General features: G+C 69.1%; 13 protein-coding genes and 1 pseudogene. 12 read left to right on the top strand and 2 right to left on the bottom strand.

The window, feature by feature from the left end; genetic code table 11:
* The first annotated feature begins 41 nt into the window (after positions 1-41).
* From PA6_RS23530 to PA6_RS20000, 12 genes are all read left to right on the top strand, one after another.
* Positions 42-1,544, top strand: a complete 1,503-nt coding sequence (locus tag PA6_RS23530) for an eCIS core domain-containing protein (protein ID WP_217997230.1) — start codon at positions 42-44, stop codon at positions 1,542-1,544.
* Positions 1,545-1,562: 18 nt separating this feature from the next.
* The gene (locus PA6_RS20050) at positions 1,563-2,216 is read left to right on the top strand and encodes a hypothetical protein (protein WP_021702802.1); all 654 of its coding nucleotides are present in this window, start codon (positions 1,563-1,565) and stop codon (positions 2,214-2,216) included.
* The gene (locus PA6_RS20045; protein WP_021702801.1) at positions 2,213-2,572 is read left to right on the top strand and encodes a hypothetical protein; all 360 of its coding nucleotides are present in this window, start codon (positions 2,213-2,215) and stop codon (positions 2,570-2,572) included. Before PA6_RS20050 ends, PA6_RS20045 begins: the two co-directional genes overlap by 4 nt.
* Positions 2,569-3,708 carry a hypothetical protein gene (locus tag PA6_RS20040; RefSeq protein ID WP_021702800.1) on the top strand — a complete coding sequence of 380 codons (1,140 nt, stop codon included), beginning with the start codon at positions 2,569-2,571 and terminating at the stop codon, positions 3,706-3,708. Before PA6_RS20045 ends, PA6_RS20040 begins: the two co-directional genes overlap by 4 nt.
* On the top strand, positions 3,705-4,217 hold the full coding sequence (locus tag PA6_RS20035; protein ID WP_021702799.1) for a phage baseplate assembly protein V: 513 nt from the start codon (positions 3,705-3,707) through the stop codon (positions 4,215-4,217). Before PA6_RS20040 ends, PA6_RS20035 begins: the two co-directional genes overlap by 4 nt.
* A 113-nt stretch (positions 4,218-4,330) precedes the next feature.
* Complete coding sequence (locus PA6_RS20030; RefSeq protein ID WP_021702798.1) at positions 4,331-4,651, top strand: PAAR domain-containing protein; 321 nt, start codon at positions 4,331-4,333, stop codon at positions 4,649-4,651.
* Between the two features lie 2 nt (positions 4,652-4,653).
* Entirely contained in the window at positions 4,654-5,022 is a 369-nt protein-coding gene (locus PA6_RS20025) for a GPW/gp25 family protein (RefSeq protein WP_021702797.1), read from the top strand.
* Positions 5,019-7,589 carry a putative baseplate assembly protein gene (locus PA6_RS20020; RefSeq protein WP_021702796.1) on the top strand — a complete coding sequence of 857 codons (2,571 nt, stop codon included), beginning with the start codon at positions 5,019-5,021 and terminating at the stop codon, positions 7,587-7,589. Before PA6_RS20025 ends, PA6_RS20020 begins: the two co-directional genes overlap by 4 nt.
* Positions 7,589-10,372, top strand: coding sequence for a putative baseplate assembly protein (locus PA6_RS20015; protein WP_021702795.1), 2,784 nt, complete (start codon positions 7,589-7,591; stop codon positions 10,370-10,372). The genes PA6_RS20020 and PA6_RS20015 overlap by 1 nt, the downstream gene beginning before the upstream one ends.
* Positions 10,369-12,447: a hypothetical protein gene (locus tag PA6_RS20010; RefSeq protein WP_021702794.1), complete on the top strand. Its 2,079-nt coding sequence runs from the start codon at positions 10,369-10,371 to the stop codon at positions 12,445-12,447. Before PA6_RS20015 ends, PA6_RS20010 begins: the two co-directional genes overlap by 4 nt.
* Positions 12,448-12,456: 9 nt before the next feature.
* Positions 12,457-15,621 carry a DUF6519 domain-containing protein gene (locus PA6_RS20005; RefSeq protein WP_021702793.1) on the top strand — a complete coding sequence of 1,055 codons (3,165 nt, stop codon included), beginning with the start codon at positions 12,457-12,459 and terminating at the stop codon, positions 15,619-15,621.
* A gap of 11 nt (positions 15,622-15,632) precedes the next feature.
* Positions 15,633-16,127 carry a hypothetical protein gene (locus PA6_RS20000; RefSeq protein WP_021702792.1) on the top strand — a complete coding sequence of 165 codons (495 nt, stop codon included), beginning with the start codon at positions 15,633-15,635 and terminating at the stop codon, positions 16,125-16,127.
* Positions 16,128-16,195: 68 nt separating this feature from the next.
* On the opposite strand, the gene PA6_RS19995 is transcribed toward PA6_RS20000, so the two are convergent.
* Both PA6_RS19995 and PA6_RS23765 read right to left on the bottom strand, forming a co-directional pair.
* The gene (locus PA6_RS19995) at positions 16,196-16,483 is read right to left on the bottom strand and encodes a hypothetical protein (protein ID WP_021702791.1); all 288 of its coding nucleotides are present in this window, start codon (positions 16,481-16,483) and stop codon (positions 16,196-16,198) included.
* Positions 16,480-16,684, bottom strand: a pseudogene (locus PA6_RS23765) (N-acetylmuramoyl-L-alanine amidase); the annotation flags it as partial. The gene PA6_RS19995 and the pseudogene PA6_RS23765, both read right to left, overlap by 4 nt.

Genomic DNA, 16,684 nt, shown 5'->3' with positions numbered 1-16,684 from the left:
GTGGCGGCACACCACGGGTCGATCGGCCGAGGAGCGGTTCAGTGAAAACCACTACCACCCCCTCGGCCCAACCAGCAGCCAGTCATCTTCTGCTGCAGCGAAAATGCGCGTGCGGCGGCTCGGCGGGCATGGACAGCGAGTGCGAAAGCTGCCGCAAGAAAAAGGCCCTGGGCATACAGAAGCGCCTGAGCATCGGTGCCAGCCATGATCCTCTCGAACAGGAAGCCGACCGGGCCGCGGCGCAGGTACTGCACATGGGCCATGCCGCTCCGCTGCCGGGCTCGCACGGCCCGCTGCTCAGTCGCCTGGCCAGCACCACAGCGGAGGCGGGTCCGGCGCCCGCCAGTGTCGCCAGCGTGCTCAATACTCCCGGTACGGCCCTGCCGGCCAGCAGCCGTGCCTTCTTCGAACCACGCTTTGGCCATGATTTCAGCCGCGTGCGCATCCATCACGACGAGCAGGCCAGTGCCTCGGCCCGCGATGTCTCGGCCCATGCCTACACCGTAGGCTCCCACGTGGTGTTCGCGCAGGGACGTTTCGCGCCCGAGACGTCATCAGGCCGCGAGCTACTCGCGCATGAACTGGCTCATGTGGTGCAGCAATCGCCCGCAGGGCAACAACGGGTTCTTCGTCAGCAGGCCCCCGCCACTCCGGCTTCGGCCCAGGCCACCGCGGCCGAGGCCGCCTGTGACCTGGGAACCCTGTGCCGCCTCAGTCGTCAGGCCCCGGAAGTCGTCACCCAGGCACGCATGCTGAGCGCCTGGCGCGCCTGCGTCCCCGGCGTTCCGGTTACCTCCCTGGTGGGCGGCAACCCCTGCCTGACACCCAACTTCGGTTCCTACTCGGCGCCGCAAGCCCCTGGCCCTCGCCGCTCCATGACCGGGCCGCAACCGGCGCCAGCCACTACAGGCGGCGGTAGTTCTAGCGGCAGCGGCGGCGGACTGTCACTGCCTTCAACGACGATCAACTTCAACCTGGGGCCGGCGGCATTCACCATCGACCTTCCGGCTTCGCTGGCCATCCAGCTGCCCGTGCCCTTCAGCGGCGCGCGCCTGGTGGTGTTCTCGCTGAACGCCAGCACCAGCGAGTTTTCCTTCACCGCCACCATCAACGCCGTGCCCCACGTGCGCATCATCGCCCGTGCCGGTATTACCACCGAGGGCGTAGGTTCGGCCGGACTCACGGTACAAACCACGCGGACGACCTGCCAGGCGGTCAGCCCGGAAGCCGCTCGCAGCGCCCTGACTACGGCCGGCAATCGCTTGCGCGACGCGATCCTCGCCGTGCAGAACCCGCCCGCCCCCGCTGCGGACGCCAGCGCCTTGTCGCAGACCTTCGCGCCGCACATGCGCTATGCCGAGGTGGTCTCCGCGATTGTGAAACTGAATTCGGAGATCGAGCGCGTTGGCGCGCCCTGCCGCGAGGTGCCGGTGTTTTCCGCGCAGATCGGCGTAACGGGGCCGCTCACCCGCCCGGATACGCCACCCGGTCCCGGCGTCGCCCCAGGTCCATCCCTGGGCGGCAGCCTGACCTTCCATTTCTAGACAACAAGGAGAGTGGTCATGAGCCTGTCTCGCAGCCCGCGCCTGATCAAAGCCGGCCTGGTCATGATCGACCCGCAGTCGGCTCGGGTGCGCCGGGTGATCGCCTTGCAGTACAACCCGGAGAAGCTCACCCGCAGCCTGCAGGTGCAAGGCGCCGGTGAAGGCGCCGAGCGCTCGGAGGCCCTGCGCCTCAAGGGGCCGGCGGTGGAGACCTTCCAGCTGGAGGCGGAGATCGATGCCGCTGACCAGTTGCAGTTTCCCGAGCAGCATCAGGCCGTGGTGGACGCCGGCATCGCGCCGCAGCTGGCGGTGCTGGAGTCGCTGATCAATCCGGCGGCGGCCGATCTGCTGGCCGGCAAGGCGCTGTCCGCAGCCGGCACCCTGGAGATAGCGCCGATGGAGTCGTCACTGGTGCTGTTCGTCTGGGGCGCCAAGCGCATCGTGCCGGTGCGGGTGACCGACTTCTCCATCGCCGAGGAAGCCTTCGACCCGCAACTGAACCCGATCAACGCCACCTGCAACCTCAGCCTGCGCGTGCTCTCGATCGACGACCTCGGTTTCGAGCACAAGGGCGGCGGGCTGTTCATGGCCTATCTGCAATCGCGCGAGAAGCTGGCCGGCAAGGCCGCCACCTTCGGCTTCGACGCGCTGGGCATCGGAGGCCTGCCATGACCGACCCGCTCAAGGCCTTCCTGCAGGCTAATGCCATTACCGCGCCGGCCTTCGCCCCGGACAGCCGTTACCACGGCCTGGACATCGCCCAGTGGACCCGCGCCGACGGCGAGGTGCTGAGCTATGTGCGGCGGCGTTTCGTGCCGCCGCCGGAGCACTTCGCCACCCTGAGCGAACATCGCGTGGCGGTTGGCGACCGCATCGACAACCTGGCCGCGCGTTATCTGGGTGACCCGCAGCAGTACTGGCGGCTCTGCGACGGCAACGGCGCGCTGCGCCCGGACGAGCTGACCGAGACGGTCGGCCGCACGCTGCGCATTACCCTGCCGGAAGGCGTGCCAGGAGCGGACTCATGAGCAACGCCGTGCACCTCAGCCTGCTGATCGGCCCGATCATTCCGCTGCCGGTACCGGCCATGCTGATCGACGCCCTCGAAGAGGTCACGGTGACCAGCGCCAGCGAGGGGGCCAGCGGCTTCCAGCTGCGCTTCAAGGTCAACAGCAAGTCCGAGCTGAACACCCTGTTCCTGATCGCCGTGGGCAACAACACCAGCCTGGGCACGCCGCCGCTGCGGGTGGTGCTGATCGTTACCCTGGGTGGGCGGCCGCAGCCGCTGTTCGACGGCGTGCTGACCAACGTCGAGGTGCAGGCCGGGCAGAACCGCCAGCCCGGCAGCATCACCATCACCGGCGAGGACCTGACCAAGGTCATGGACCTGATCGACTTCTCCGGCATGCCCTACCCGGCCATGCCGATCGAGGCGCGGGTGGCGCTGATCTGCGCCAAGTACGCGGCGTTCGGCATCATTCCCCTGCCGATCCCGTCGTTCTTCACGGATGTGCCGATCCCCATCGAGCGCATCCCCGCCCAGCAGGGCACCGACCTGGCCTATATCCGCCAGTTGGCCGAGGAAGTCGGCCATGTGTTCTACATCGAACCGGGCGAGGTGCCGCTGACCAACATCGCCTACTTCGGCCCGGAGATCAAAGTCGGCCCGCCGCAGCCGGCGCTGAACATCGACATGGATGCGCACACCAACGTCGAGTCGCTGAACTTCAGCTTCGACCCGACCAAGGGCGTGCTGCCGGTGGTGTTCATCCAGAACCAGATGACCCGCGTACCCATCCCCATCCCGATTCCCAACCTCAATCCGCTGCAGCCGCCGCTGGGCGTGCTGTCCACGCCGCTGGCCAACATCAAGATGATGAAGGACACGGCCAAGATGAACCCGATGCAAGCCATCAGCGCCGGGCTGGCCGAGGCGAAGAAGTCCCAGGATGCGGTGACCGCCAGCGGCAGCCTCGACGTGCTGCGCTACGGTCGCATCCTGCGCCCGCGCAAGCTGGTCGGGGTGCGCGGCGCCGGGGTTGCCTACGACGGCCTGTACTACGTCAGCAGCGTCACCAGCACCCTGGCCCGCGGCAAGTTCACTCAGAGCTTCAACCTCAGCCGCAACGGCCTCATCTCCATCACGCCCACGGTGCCCGCATGAGCCAGCAACGCTACTACGGCAAGTATCGCGGCATGGTGTTGAACAACATCGACCCCATGCAGCAGGGCCGCCTGCAGGTGCAGGTGCCGGATGTCGCTGGCCTGGTCCCGACCAGCTGGGCCATGCCCTGCGTGCCGGTAGCCGGCATCCAGAACGGCATGCTGGCGCTGCCGATGATCGGCTCCGGGGTGTGGATCGAGTTCGAGCAGGGCAACCCCGACCACCCGATCTGGGTCGGCTGCTTCTGGGGCAGCGCGGCGGAGATCCCGGCCCTGGCCCGCCTCACCCCGCCGGGGCTGTCGGCCATCACCCTGCAAACCCCGCTGCAGAATGGCCTGACCATCTCCGACCTGCCTGGCCCCACCGGCGGAATCATGCTCAAGAGCGCCACCGGCGCCACCCTGATAGTCAATGACACCGGCATCTACATCCAGAACGGCAAGGGCGCCATGCTCACCCTGATCGGGCCGGCAGTCACCATCAACAACGGCGCGCTGACGGTGATCTAGGCCGCCCATGCGGGCGATCGATTGCAGTTCCCGTGGAATGCGGAACAAGGAGGCAGATATGGACAGACACGCAACGCAGCAGCGTGCCCCGTGGCTCACGGAGGCTTGCTGAGATGCCCGGTCCCCTCCTCCACGTCGGCGCCAGTGTGCTCTGCGCCCACGGCGGTACCGCCACGCCGACCGTGCCCAATCCGCGGGTGCTGGTCAGCGGCCAGCCAACGGTGTTGATGAGCGGTCCCTATGTGATCGCCGGTTGTCCATTCAATGTCTCCAGCAGCCCGGTGCCCTGCGTCACCGGGCAATGGGTGGTGGCGGCGACCCGGGTGCTGTCCAACGGCCAGCCGCTGGTGCTGATGGACAGCCAGGCGGTCTGCGCGCCCAACGGCACGCCGCTGCTGCCGGTAGCGGCGCAGACCCGCGTGATAGGGAGCTGAGCATGACCCAGCGACTGCACTTCCCCTACTCCTTCGACGGCCATGGCCGCAGCCGCGAGGCGGACGAAGCCACCTGGATTCGCGGGCTGATCGAGCAGGTGCTGTTCACCGCGCCCGGCGAGCGGGTGATGCGCCCCGACTTCGGCAGCGGCCTGCGCGAGCTGGTGTTCGCGCCGAACAGCCCGGAGCTGGCGGCCACCGTGCAGTTCCTCGTGCAAGGTGCGCTGCAACAGTGGCTGGCCGATCTGATCCAGGTCGAGGCGGTCGAGGTCAGCGCCGTCGACGCACGTCTGGCGGTGCAGGTGCAGTACCGCATCCTGCGTAGCAACCAGCGGCGCGAGGACAGCTTCGTGCAGGGAGCACCAGCATGATCTACCACTGCTGCGAGGAAAACCGCCGGGCCCTGGTGGACGCCCACCCGAGCCTCAACGGCATCGACCATCTGGAGGTGCTCGACCTCGACGCGCCACCGGGCAGCCCGCGCCAGCGCACCCTGCTGGTGCGCCTGCTGAAACCAGTGCCGGCCGGGCTCAGCCCGGACAACCTGAGCGTCAGCGGCGGTGAACGCGTACGCCAGGTCAATGTCGAGTGGCTCGGTATCGCCAGTACCCCGCCGGCCCAGGCCAGCGCCGCCGAGCAGGCATTGTTCCTGGCGCTGGACGAGCCCGACCATGTGCTGGTGGTACGCACCGACAGCGACGGCGATCACTCCACCTATAGCCTGCGCCTGCGCCAGGCCGGCTCGCTGGACACCCCGCTGGCGGACTTCGACCCGCGCCTGTCGGCGGTGGACTTCGCCTTCAAAGTCGAATGCCCCAGCGACTTCGACTGCAAGCCGCAGCACGACTGCCCCGAACCGGTCGCTGCCGCCGCCGACATCAACTACCTGGCCCGCGACTATGCCAGCCTGCGCCGCCTGGTGATGGACCGCCTGGCCCGGCAGATGCCCGGCTGGCGCGACCGCAGCCCGGCGGACCTGGCCACCACCCTGGGCGAGCTGATCGCCTATGTCGGCGATCTGCAGCACTACCAGCTCGACGCCGTCGCCACCGAGGCCTACCTGCACACGGCGCGCCGGCGCAGCAGCCTGCGCCGCCACGCGTTGCTGGTGGACTACCAGCTGCACGAAGGCTGCAACGCCCGCGCCTGGCTGCACCTGCAGGTCAGCGGCGGCCCCTTCCCGCTGCCCGCCGGGCTGCGCTTCTACACCCGGGTGCCTGGCGTGCCGGCGCGCATCCTCGCCGACTCGCCGCAGGAGCGACAGGCGCTGCAGGCCACGCCACTGGTGTTCGAGCCGATGCACGAGATCAGCCTGCGCGAGGCGCACAACCAACTGTTCTTCCATACCTGGAGCGATGCCCGCTGCTGTCTGCCGATAGGCGCCACCGCCGCCACCCTGCGCGGCCACCTGCCCGACCTGGCCGTGGGCGATGTGCTGCTGTTGCAGGAGGTGATGGGGCCGCTCACCGGCGAGGCGGCCGACGCCGACCCGCAGCACCGCCACGCCGTACGTCTGACCCGGGTGCGCGCCTTCAACGGTAGCGACCCGCTGCTCGACCCGCTGGACGACAGCGAGATCACCGAGATCGCCTGGCATGCCGACGACGCCCTGCCCTTCGCCCTGTGCATCTCCAGCGAGACGGACGAGGCCCACGGCCAGGTGCAGCTGGCCGACGTCAGCCTCGCCCTGGGCAACATGCTGCTGGTCGACCACGGTCGCAGCGTGCTCGACGAGGCGCTGGCCGAGGTGCCGCAGCCACGCCTGCAGTACCCGGCCAGTGGTGGCGCCTGCCAGCTGCAGGCCGCCGAGCCGCTGCCGCCGCGCTACCGACCGCTGCTGGCCGAGGGGCCGGTGACCCACAGGGGCCGGGTCCAGCGTCGGGTGCTGGACGGCGGCCTGCTGCGCCGCGAATGGGTGCTGTTCGACCCGGATGCCGCCGCCAGCGCTGCCCTGCGCTGGCGTAGCGCCGACGCACTGCCCGCCTTGCGCCTGGAAAGCGGTCCGCAGGTCAGCCCTGAACACTGGGGCGTGCAGCGCAACCTGCTGGACAGCAAGGCCGAGGACCGCCACTTCGTGCTCGAAGCGGAGAACGACGGCAGCGCCCGCCTGCGCTTCGGCGACGACCGCCATGGCCGCCGGCCCAACGTCGGCGACGACTTCCGGGCCTACTACCGGGTCGGCAACGGCCCGACCGGCAATGTCGGCGCCGCCAGCATTGCCCATGTGGTCAGCGCCGAGGCGCGCATCGTCGCGGTGAGCAACCCGCTGCCGGCCACCGGCGGGCTCGCCGCCGAGCATCCCGCCGAGCTGCGCCGCGCCGCGCCGCAAGCATTCCGCACCCAGGAGCGGGCCGTCACGCCCGAGGATTACGCCGAGGTCACCGAGCGCCTGGCCGGTGTGCAGCGCGCCGCTGCCGGCCTGCGCTGGACCGGCAGCTGGCACACGGTGTTCGTCACCGTCGACCGCGACGGCGGTGCGGCGGTAGATGCGCCTTTCGCCGAGGCCGTGGTCGAGCACCTGGACCGCTACCGCATGGCCGGCCACGACCTGCGGGTCAACCAGCCGGTGCAGGTGTCGCTGGAGATCGACCTGCTGGTCTGCGTCAGGGCCGGCTACTTCCGCAGCGACGTGCGCCGCGGCCTGCTCGACGTACTCGGCAACCGCCAGCGCGCCGACGGCACCCGCGGCCTGTTCCACCCGGACAACTTCAGCTTCGGCCAGACCTTCTTCCTCAGCCCGCTGTACGCCGCGGCACGTACCGTGCCCGGGGTGGCCTCAGTGCAGGTGACGCGCCTGCAGCGCCAGGGCCAGGCCGATCCCAAGCCGCTGGCCGACGGCTTCATCGGCCTCGGCCGCCTGGAAATCGCCCGCCTGGACAACGACCCCAACTTCCCCGAGCACGGCGTGCTGCGGCTCAATCTGCATGGAGGCAAGTGATGGCCCGCCAACCCGATTGCGACTGCTGCGCCGGCGTCGACGCCGACACCCCGCGGCGCATCGCCAACCCGCCCGGCCTGCCGGTCATCGACTACCGCATCGGCCGCCACGCGGACTTCCTCGACAGCCTGCGCGCGCGCCTGTCCAGCGCCGAATACCCGGCCCTGGCCGCCCTCACCAGCCGTGAGAGCAGCGACTTCACCCTGGCCCTGGGCGACGCCCTGGCCTGCAGCCTGGACGTGCTCGGCTTCTACACCGAGCGCTATGCCCAGGAGCATTACCTGCGCACCGCCACCGAGCAGTTCTCGGTACGCCAGATGGCGCGTCTGATCGGCTATCGCCCGGCGCCTGGCGTAGCCGCCTCCACCCACCTGGCCTTCACCCTGCAGAGCGCGCCAGGCCTGCCGGTGGAGCCCATCGTCATCCCGGTCGGCACCAAGGTGCAGAGCGTGCCGGGCCAGGGCGAGCAGGCGCAGACCTTCGAGACCGTCGCTGCGGCGCCGGCGCGGGCCGAGTGGAATGCCATGCCAGCCCTGGCCAGCCGTGCCTGGCGGCCGCGCAAGGGCGACACCGAACTGTGGCTGGATGGCCTCGCCACCCAGTTGCAGCCCGGCGACGCCATCCTCATCGTCGGCGCCGAACGCGAGCAGGACCCCGGCAGCGAGCGCTGGGACGTGCGCGTGCTGGCCCGGGTCGAGCCGGACAATGACAACGGCCGCACCCGCCTGTCCTGGAACCACCCGCTGGGCAGCGGCTTCCCTGCGATGAACCCGAGCGGCGCGGGGGCCAAGGTATTCGCCCTGCGCCAGCGCACCGCGTTGTTCGGCCACAACGCGCCCGACCCCAACCTGCTCGGCGAGGACAACATCCAGATCGGCCATCAGATCGACAAGGGCACCGCCACCGACTGGCGCTGGAAGAACTTCGTCATCAGCCCGACGGCCATCGACCTGGACACCGACAATGCCAAGATCGTCGCCGGCAGCTGGTTCGCCCTGGTCTCCAACGACCCCGCCTATGGCAGCGCCGATCTGCCGGGCTATGTCGAGCTGTTCCGCGCGATGCGGGTGATCCACCGCAGCCGCAGCGCCTTCGCCCTGTCTGGCAAGGTCACCCGCCTCACCCCGGACACCGACGAGAACCTCAGCGCGAGCCTGTTCCCGCTGCGCCAGACCCTGGTGCTGGCACAGAGCGAGGCGCTGACGACCCGCGCCACGCCGCTGTTCCACCCGGTGTATGGCGACCTGCTCGACCTCGACCTGCGCGTCGACGGCCTGCAGCCCGGCCAGCCTCTGGCCCTGAGCGGCCGGCGCCAGCGCATCACCCTGCAGGCCAGCGGCCTGGCCCTGCAGCTCGACGAGGGCGGCAGCCTGGCCCTGGAGCATGGCGACCAGTTGTTCATGTTGGCCCCGGCCGAGCGCCTGTTCGGCAGCACGCCGGTGGCGCTCGGCGCCGAGGAGTTCGCCGGGCTGCTCGGCAATGCCTCGGTCACCCTGCGCCTGTACCTGCTCGACCGCGACGGCCGCAGCGGCCTGCTGCAGGCCAAGGGCAACCAGCTGCGCCTGGCGCCCGGGCAGAAGAACGACCCCCTGGTGCGCCAGATCGCCTTCATCGCCGACGGCGAGGATGCGCTGAGCCACGACCGCGACCACACCAGCCTCAAGCTCGGCGCGGCGCTGGAGCATGTCTACGAGCGTGCCACGCTGCGCATCAACGGCAACGTCGCCCCGGCCAGCCACGGCGAAACGGTGGAGGCGATACTCGGCGACGGCAACGCAGCCCTGGCCAACCAGCGCTTCCAGCTCAACCAGGCGCCGCTCACCTACACCAGCGCCAGCAAGCCGAGCGGGCGCGTCTCCAGCCTGGAGCTGCGGGTCAACGACGTGCTGTGGAGCGAGCTGCCCACCCTCTATGGTGCTCCGGCCAACGCACGCAGCTACGAGACCAGCCAGGACGAGGCCGGCCTCGCCAGCCTGCAGTTCGGCGACGGCCGCGAGGGCGCGCGCCTGCCCAGCGGCCACAGCAATTTGCGCGCGCGCTACCGCAAGGGCCTGGGCGGCGCCGGCAACCTGGCCGCCGGCAAGCTCACCACCCTGCTGTCACGTCCGCTGGGCGTTGGCGAAGTGCTCAACCCGGTGCCGGCCACTGGTGGTGAGGATGCCGAAAGTCTGGAGCAGGCGCGCGGTAACGCGCCGCTGACGGTGCTGACCCTGGACCGCGCCGTGTCCATCACCGACTACGCCAATTTCGCCCGCGCCTTCGCCGGCATCGACAAGGCCCATGCGCTGTGGATTCCCAGCGGCCCGGCGCGCGGCGTGTTCCTCACTCTGGCCGGGGTCGCCGGCGCGCCGGTGAACCAGGGCGAAGCCACCCACGCCGCCCTGCTCGGCGCCCTGCTGGCCTATGGCGACCCGCTGATGCCGCTGCGCCTGCTCAGCTACGTCGATGCGCGCTTCCGCTGCCGCCTGGCGGTCAAGGTGCTGGCGGAGTACGACGCTGAAGTGGTGCTGCAACAGGTCGAGGCCGGCCTGCGCGAGCACTTCGGCTTCGCCCGTCGCGACTTCGGCCAGACCGTCTCGGTGGACGAGCTGGCCGCCGTAGCGCACCGCATCGCCGGGGTGCAGGCGGTGCAGATCACCCGCCTGTATCGCCAGGGCCAGCCACCGGGCCTGGTGCCGCGCCTGTATGCGGCGCTGCCGGTGGCCTCGCCCAGCGGCCTGCCGCAGCCCGCCGAGCTGCTGACCCTGGCCGCCGCGCCCGTCGAGCTGGAGGTGCTGCCATGAGCCTGGACGCGCAATCCCTGTTCGCCTTGCTGCCGGCCATCCACCGTGTCCGCGACGCCGAACTGGCGCAGGCCGAGGGCCTGGCCCGCGGCCCGCTGGAGGAGTTGGTGGCGCTGCTGGCCGAGCAGCTGGGCGTGGCCGAGGAAGGACTGGAGCAGCTGCACGACGACCTGTTCATCGAGACCTGCGCCGACTGGGTGGTGCCCTATATCGGCGACCTGATCGGCTACCAGAGCCTGCACCAGAGCGTGCCCGGCATCGCCAGCCCGCGCGCCGAGGTCGCCCACACCATCGCCCTGCGTCGGCGCAAGGGCACGGCCACCGTGCTGGAGCAGCTGGCGCGCGACGTGACCGGCTGGGACGCCCGCGCCGTGGAGTACTTCCAGCGCCTGTGCGCCACCCAGTACATGAACCATCCCCGCCTGCATGCCCTGCAGACGCCGGACTTGCGCCAGGGCCAGGCCCTGGAGTGGCTCGGCACGGCGTTCGAGACGGCCCAGCGCAGCGTCGACGTGCGCCGCATCGAATCCGCTCGCGGTCGCCACAACATCCCCAACGTCGGCCTGCACCTGTGGCGCATCCAGGCCTACCCGCGCAGCCAGGCCCCCTGCCTGCGCGCCGGGCCGCGGCGCTACCGGGCCAGCCCGCTGGGCCACGACCTGGCGCTGTACAACAAGCCACAGGTGGAGGACGACATCGGCCACCTGGCCGAACCGGACAACGTGCCCTGGCCGCTATCGCGGCGGCGCCTCGAAGCACACCTGGCCCGCCACTACGGTGTGCGTGCCAACGCCACGGCAGCGCTCGACAACCCGGCGCCGAGCCTGCGGCTGTGGGTCGACGGCGTGCCGATCGAACGTGAGCAGATCTGCATCTGCCATCTGGGCGACGACGGCGCCGGCTGGGCCCACACGCCGCCGGCCGACGGCACCTATGCCATCGACCCGCTGCTGGGGCGCATCGCCCTGCCCGGCGATGCCCCGGACCCGGCCGATGTGCAGCTGACCTGGCACGAAGGCTTCTCCGCCGACATCGGTGGCGGCGAATACGAACGCGGGGCCGACTTGCCCGTGGTGCCGGCCGGGCGCGCGCTGGTGCGGGTGCCGGACGATCAGCCGAGCATCAGCGCCGCACTGACCGAGATCGCCGGCGATGGCGTCGTGGAGATCACCGACAACGGCCGTTACGAGGAGGCGCTGGACATCCAGGTGGTGGCCGACGGCGCGGTGGAGATCCGCGCCAGCAATGGCAGCCGTCCGACCCTGGTGCTGAGCGGGCTGAGCATCGCCGGCGCGGTGGACAGCGCCTGCCTGCTCAACGGCCTGCTGATCGCCGGCGCAGCGCTGCAGGTGCCGGCCGTGGCCGGCAATGCCCTGGCGCGCCTGGAACTGAGCCACTGCACCCTGGTGCCCGGCATCACGCTGGATGCCGCCGGCCAGCCCCTGCAGCCGAACGCGGCCAGCCTGGTGCTGGAGATTCCGGGGCTGGCCGTGCAGATCGACCGCTGCCTGCTCGGCGCCATTCGTGCCCATGAGCACGCGCAGGTGGCGGCCAGCGACAGCCTGATCGACGCCACCGCCCGCGACGGCGTGGCCTTCGCCGCAGGCGACGGTACTTCGCCCGGCGCGGTGCTGTCGCTCAGCGCCTGCACCCTGATTGGCAAGGTGCACACCGCCGAGGTGGGGCTTATCTCCAACAGCATCCTGTTCGCCGCCCTGGCTCAGGGCGACAGCTGGGCGGTGCCGGTGCGCGCGGCGCGCAAGCAGGTTGGCTGCGTGCGTTTCAGCTGGCTGCCATTCAACTCCAGGGTGCCCAGACGCCATCGCTGCCAGCCGGATTCCAGCAGCAGCGCACGGCACATCGCGCCACGGTTCACCTCGCTGCGCTACGGCACCCCGGCCTACGGCCAGTTGGCCTCGTCCACTCCTCCGGAAATTCTCCAGGGCGCCGACGACGAGAGCGAGATGGGCGTCTTCCACCAGCTGTACGGCGCGCAGCGGGTCACCAACCTGCGCATCCGCCTCGCGGAATATCTGCGGGTGGGTTTGCGCGCCGGCATCTTCCACGAATCCTGAGGGAGCATCATGAGTTTCGATCTGAGTCGAATCCGCTTCGACGTCCGCCGCGACTTCCTCGGCGTCGTCATGCAGCAGGGACGGGTCCAGCTGGACGCCGACTGGAACGAGTGGGTAGCGCAGCTGGCGCGGCGGATCCAGGCTAGCTCGCTGGATACCTATGGCGGCAACGTGGTGCCGCGCATCACCCCGGACGGTTTCCGCATCGAGGCCGGCGGCGGCAGCTTCAGCATCGGCGTCGGACGCATCTATGTCGACGGTCTGCTGGCGGAGAACCACGGTGCCGCGCCCAACGTCTGGGAGCCACGCCTGGCCGAGCAGGTCGGCAGCAACCCGCTGAACTACGCCAGCCAGCCGTACTACCCCAACCCGCCGCCGCTGCCCCAGGGTGGGCCGCACCTGGTCTACGTCGATGTCTGGCAGCGCGAGGTGACGGCGGTGCAGGCCCCCGACCTGGTCGAGAAGGCCGTGGGCGTGGACAGCACCGGCCGCTTGCAGACGGTATGGCAGGTCAAGGTGCTGGCCAATGTCGGCAACAGCACCTGCGCCACCGAGGATGAAGACGTACCCGGCTGGTTGGCCCTGACCGCCCCCTCGGCGGCGCGCCTTTCCACCAGCACCGGAGTGCCGAACGTCGAGCCCGATCCCTGCCAGGTGCCGCCGGCCGCCGGCTATCGCGGCCTGGAGAACCAGCTGTACCGGGTCGAGGTGCACCGCGGCGGCGTGCTCGGCACCGCCACTTTCAAGTGGTCGCGGGACAACGCTACGGTGGCCTCGCGGGTCAGCCACATCAACCCGGCGCGCGACCGCATCACGGTCGAGAGCATCGGCCGCGACGATGTGCTGCGCTTCCACGACGGCGACTGGGTGGAGGTGACCGACGACTGGCGCGAACTGCACAACCTGCCCGGCGAGCTGCGCCGCATCCGCGTGGCCGGCGGCGTCGACGAAGGCGCACGGACCCTGCAGTTCGACCTGGCACTGCCCGTCGGCATGTTCCCCACCAACGCCCAGCAGGTCACCAACCCGGCGCGCAATACCCGGGTGCGGCGCTGGGACCAGGCCGGTCTGGTGCGCCGCGAGAACGGCAGCCAGGTAGCGGACCTCAACGCCCCCGGTGCGGCCGGCGATATCCAGATTCCCGCGGCCGGCACCCGCCTGTTCCTCGAACACGGCATCCTGGTGGAGTTCGGCCTGGCGCCGGCTGGCGGCCAGTTCAAGAGCGGCGACCATTGGGTGTTCGCCGCACGCACCGTGGACGCCAGCATCGAGCTGCTCAACCAGGCGCCTCCGCTAGGCATCCACCACCACTACGCGCGCCTGGCTATGGTCAACTTCCCCGACCAGGAGACCGACTGCCGTGTGCTCTGGCCGCCGATCGCCGAGGGCGAAGGCTGCGACTGCACCGTCTGCGTCAGCGCCGAGGGCCACAACAGCGGCGCCGCCACCCTCCAGCAGGCCATCGACTCGATCAAGGATGTCGGAGGCACCATCTGCCTGGGCATCGGCACCTACAACCTCCGTGAGCCGCTCGCGGTCGAGGGCGCCAACTCGCTGCGCTTTCGCGGCCAGGGCTGGGCCACGCTGCTGGTCGGCAGCGCGCCCGGCGCCATTATCGACATCAGCGCCAGCAACGGCGTGGCCTTGGAGAACCTCAGCCTGGTCGCCTCGGCCACCAGCGCCAGCACCACGGCGGCGCTGCGTGCACGCAATACGGTCGACCTGCGCGCCGAGCACATCAACGTGCTGTGCCTGGCGACTGGCGATGGCGCCAGCGCGGCCATCGGCCTGGGCGGCAATATGCTCGGCGTCAGCATCAGCGACTGCGCGCTGGTGGCCGAGCGCGGCATCGTGCGTATCGGCGAACACCTGCTCAGCGCCGAGCTGCGGGTAACGCGCAATCTGTTCTTCTGCAGCCAGCGAGCCGTCAATCTGGATGGCATCAGCCTGCACTACGGCAATACCCGCATCGACGGCAACCTGATGATCAACGGCAACCAGCCGGCGCTGTTAGCCAGCGGCGCCGTGCTGCCGGGGTCACCGTTCAGCATCGAGGGCAACGTCATCTACACCCAGGGCGATGGCATACGCGCCGGGGTAGACGGCTTGCGCATCCGCGACAACGAAATCAGCGGTGGCGAACGTAGCGGCGAAGGCATAGTTCTGGAGGAAGGCCTGGACCCCGAGGGCATCCGCGATGCACGCATCGAGGGTAACCGCCTGCGTGGGCTGCAGGGCAATGCCATCGCCCTCCAGCAGCCGCTGGAGCATGCTGCCATCGACGGCAACCTGATCGAGGACATCGGTCTGGGCGCGCTGGTGATGGGGGAAGATGGCGCGGTGCAGCACCTGAGCATGAACGGCAACCGCTGTCGCAACCTGGGCCTGCAGGCCAATGACCAGGGCAAGGCCTTCGCCGCCGTGCAGCTGCTGCGCGTGGCGCGTGGCGACTTCAGCGACAACCTGGTCGCCGAGGTGGCGCGTGGCGCCCTGCTCTCGCCGGCTATTGCTGGGCTGCGCGCCCTGGCCGTCGGCCAGTTGCGCGTCGAGGACAACCGTTTCTTCGGCATAGGCCCGGACCGCAGCAGCGGAGAACTGGTGGCGATCCAGATAGTGCCGCCCTTCGACAGCGCCATGCTCGAGGGCAACCAGGTCGACCGGGTCGGCGAGGATCCGCAGCAGAAGCCGGAACCCGCCATCTGGCGCGCCATTCTTATCGCTCCGACGGCGCTGCGCAATCCGGGCAACTTCAGCACCGGCTACCTGGTTGCCGCCCCGGACAACGCCTACCTGCTCACTGCCAACCGAGCCTTCGCCGTGGCCCGCAGGCCGGCCGACCTGGCGATCCAGAACAATCGCCTGCGCGCTCCGCTGAGCAATGTGCCGCTCAGCCTGTGCGCCGGCCTCGAGCACTGCCTGTTTGCCGGCAACCGCTGTGAGACCCAGGGCGCGGCCAATGACGGTGCGCAGTCCGGTGACCTGCAGGCACGCACGCTGAATGCCAGCAACAACCGCCTGATCGGCCAGGGCGACCACGACACCCTGCATCTGCACCCCGATCCACAGGTTAAGCAGGCCATCGTCATGGGTAACACCAGCACCGGCAATATCCGCGTCATCAATGGCGCTCCCATCCCCCTCGACATGGGGCTGACCAACCTCATCGGCTTCTAGGAGCGTACGACATGGCCGTCACCACCTTTCGCGGCGAAAAGAACCTCGGCGAACTGGCCGACAAGCTGTTCACCCGCCTTACCCCACGCCAGCGTGAGAAGGTTGAGGACGCCCTGCTCAAGGCAAACCCGCAGCTGGACCAGATCACCAGCGTGCGCGCCGGCACCCTGCTCAAGGTGCCCGACCTGCCAGAATTACGCGCCAAGGCCAAACGCGCTGGCGACGGGCCGGACGACCAACTGGCGGCACACCTCGACGCCGAGCTGGCGGCCTTCGGCAAACACCTGGCGCAGCGCTTCGCCGCGGCCCAGGAGGCCGTGGCCAAGACCGATTCCGTGCTGAACGAGCCCGAGCTCAAGCGGGTGATCACCAAAGAGCCGCCGCTGCGTGACCTGGCCAAGCAGATCGGCACGCTCAACGCTGAGCGCAAAAAGCAGTTGGAGGAACGCCAGCAGAAATTCGCCGCGGCGCTGAAGCAGATACAGGGCGATCTGCGGAAGGCTTGAGGAGGTGCTCGTTCGTGGTTCCTTAAGAAGCCGCCCTACTAGCTCTGGGTATGAAGCTTTGGCGACGATCACCGCTGCTTGCAGACCTCTAGCTCCTCCTGTGTATTCAGATCGGTTTCGATACCGAGGCGGTACTTGCAGTAGTCGATCACTTGCTCACGTTGCTCGGTAGTCAGCTTTTCCAGCGGCTTGTCGTCAGCATCGTTGGCGGACAGGTTCCTGAACTTAACCTGCAAAGTGGGCGACTTCTTGATGAAGAAGACTTTGCTTACCTCTGCATCGTCTAGGGATTCGTAGTAGCCGATGAAGAGCACGGCCAGCAGGCTGAAAGTGCCGATAGCGATCAATTTTTTCATGAGGTAGGCGGAAACATCAGGCCGGTATTGGAGCGGATGGCACGCACGAGCTCCATGCCAATGTTGCCGGGGCAGATTTTGCCGTCTTTTAACTGGCCCGGATATTCGCGATGCCCCCCGAAGTGCTTGATCACAAAAACGCTCTTCAACGCTGTGATCAGGTTGACCAGGCCATCAATCTGGGGGGTAGGGATAGTGTTT

It is taken from the genome of Aquipseudomonas alcaligenes NBRC 14159 (genome assembly GCF_000467105.1).
Taxonomy (GTDB): Bacteria; Pseudomonadota; Gammaproteobacteria; order Pseudomonadales; family Pseudomonadaceae; genus Aquipseudomonas; species Aquipseudomonas alcaligenes.
The sequence above is the reverse complement of the archived record's forward strand: the minus strand, read 5'-3'. Positions and strand labels throughout refer to the sequence as shown.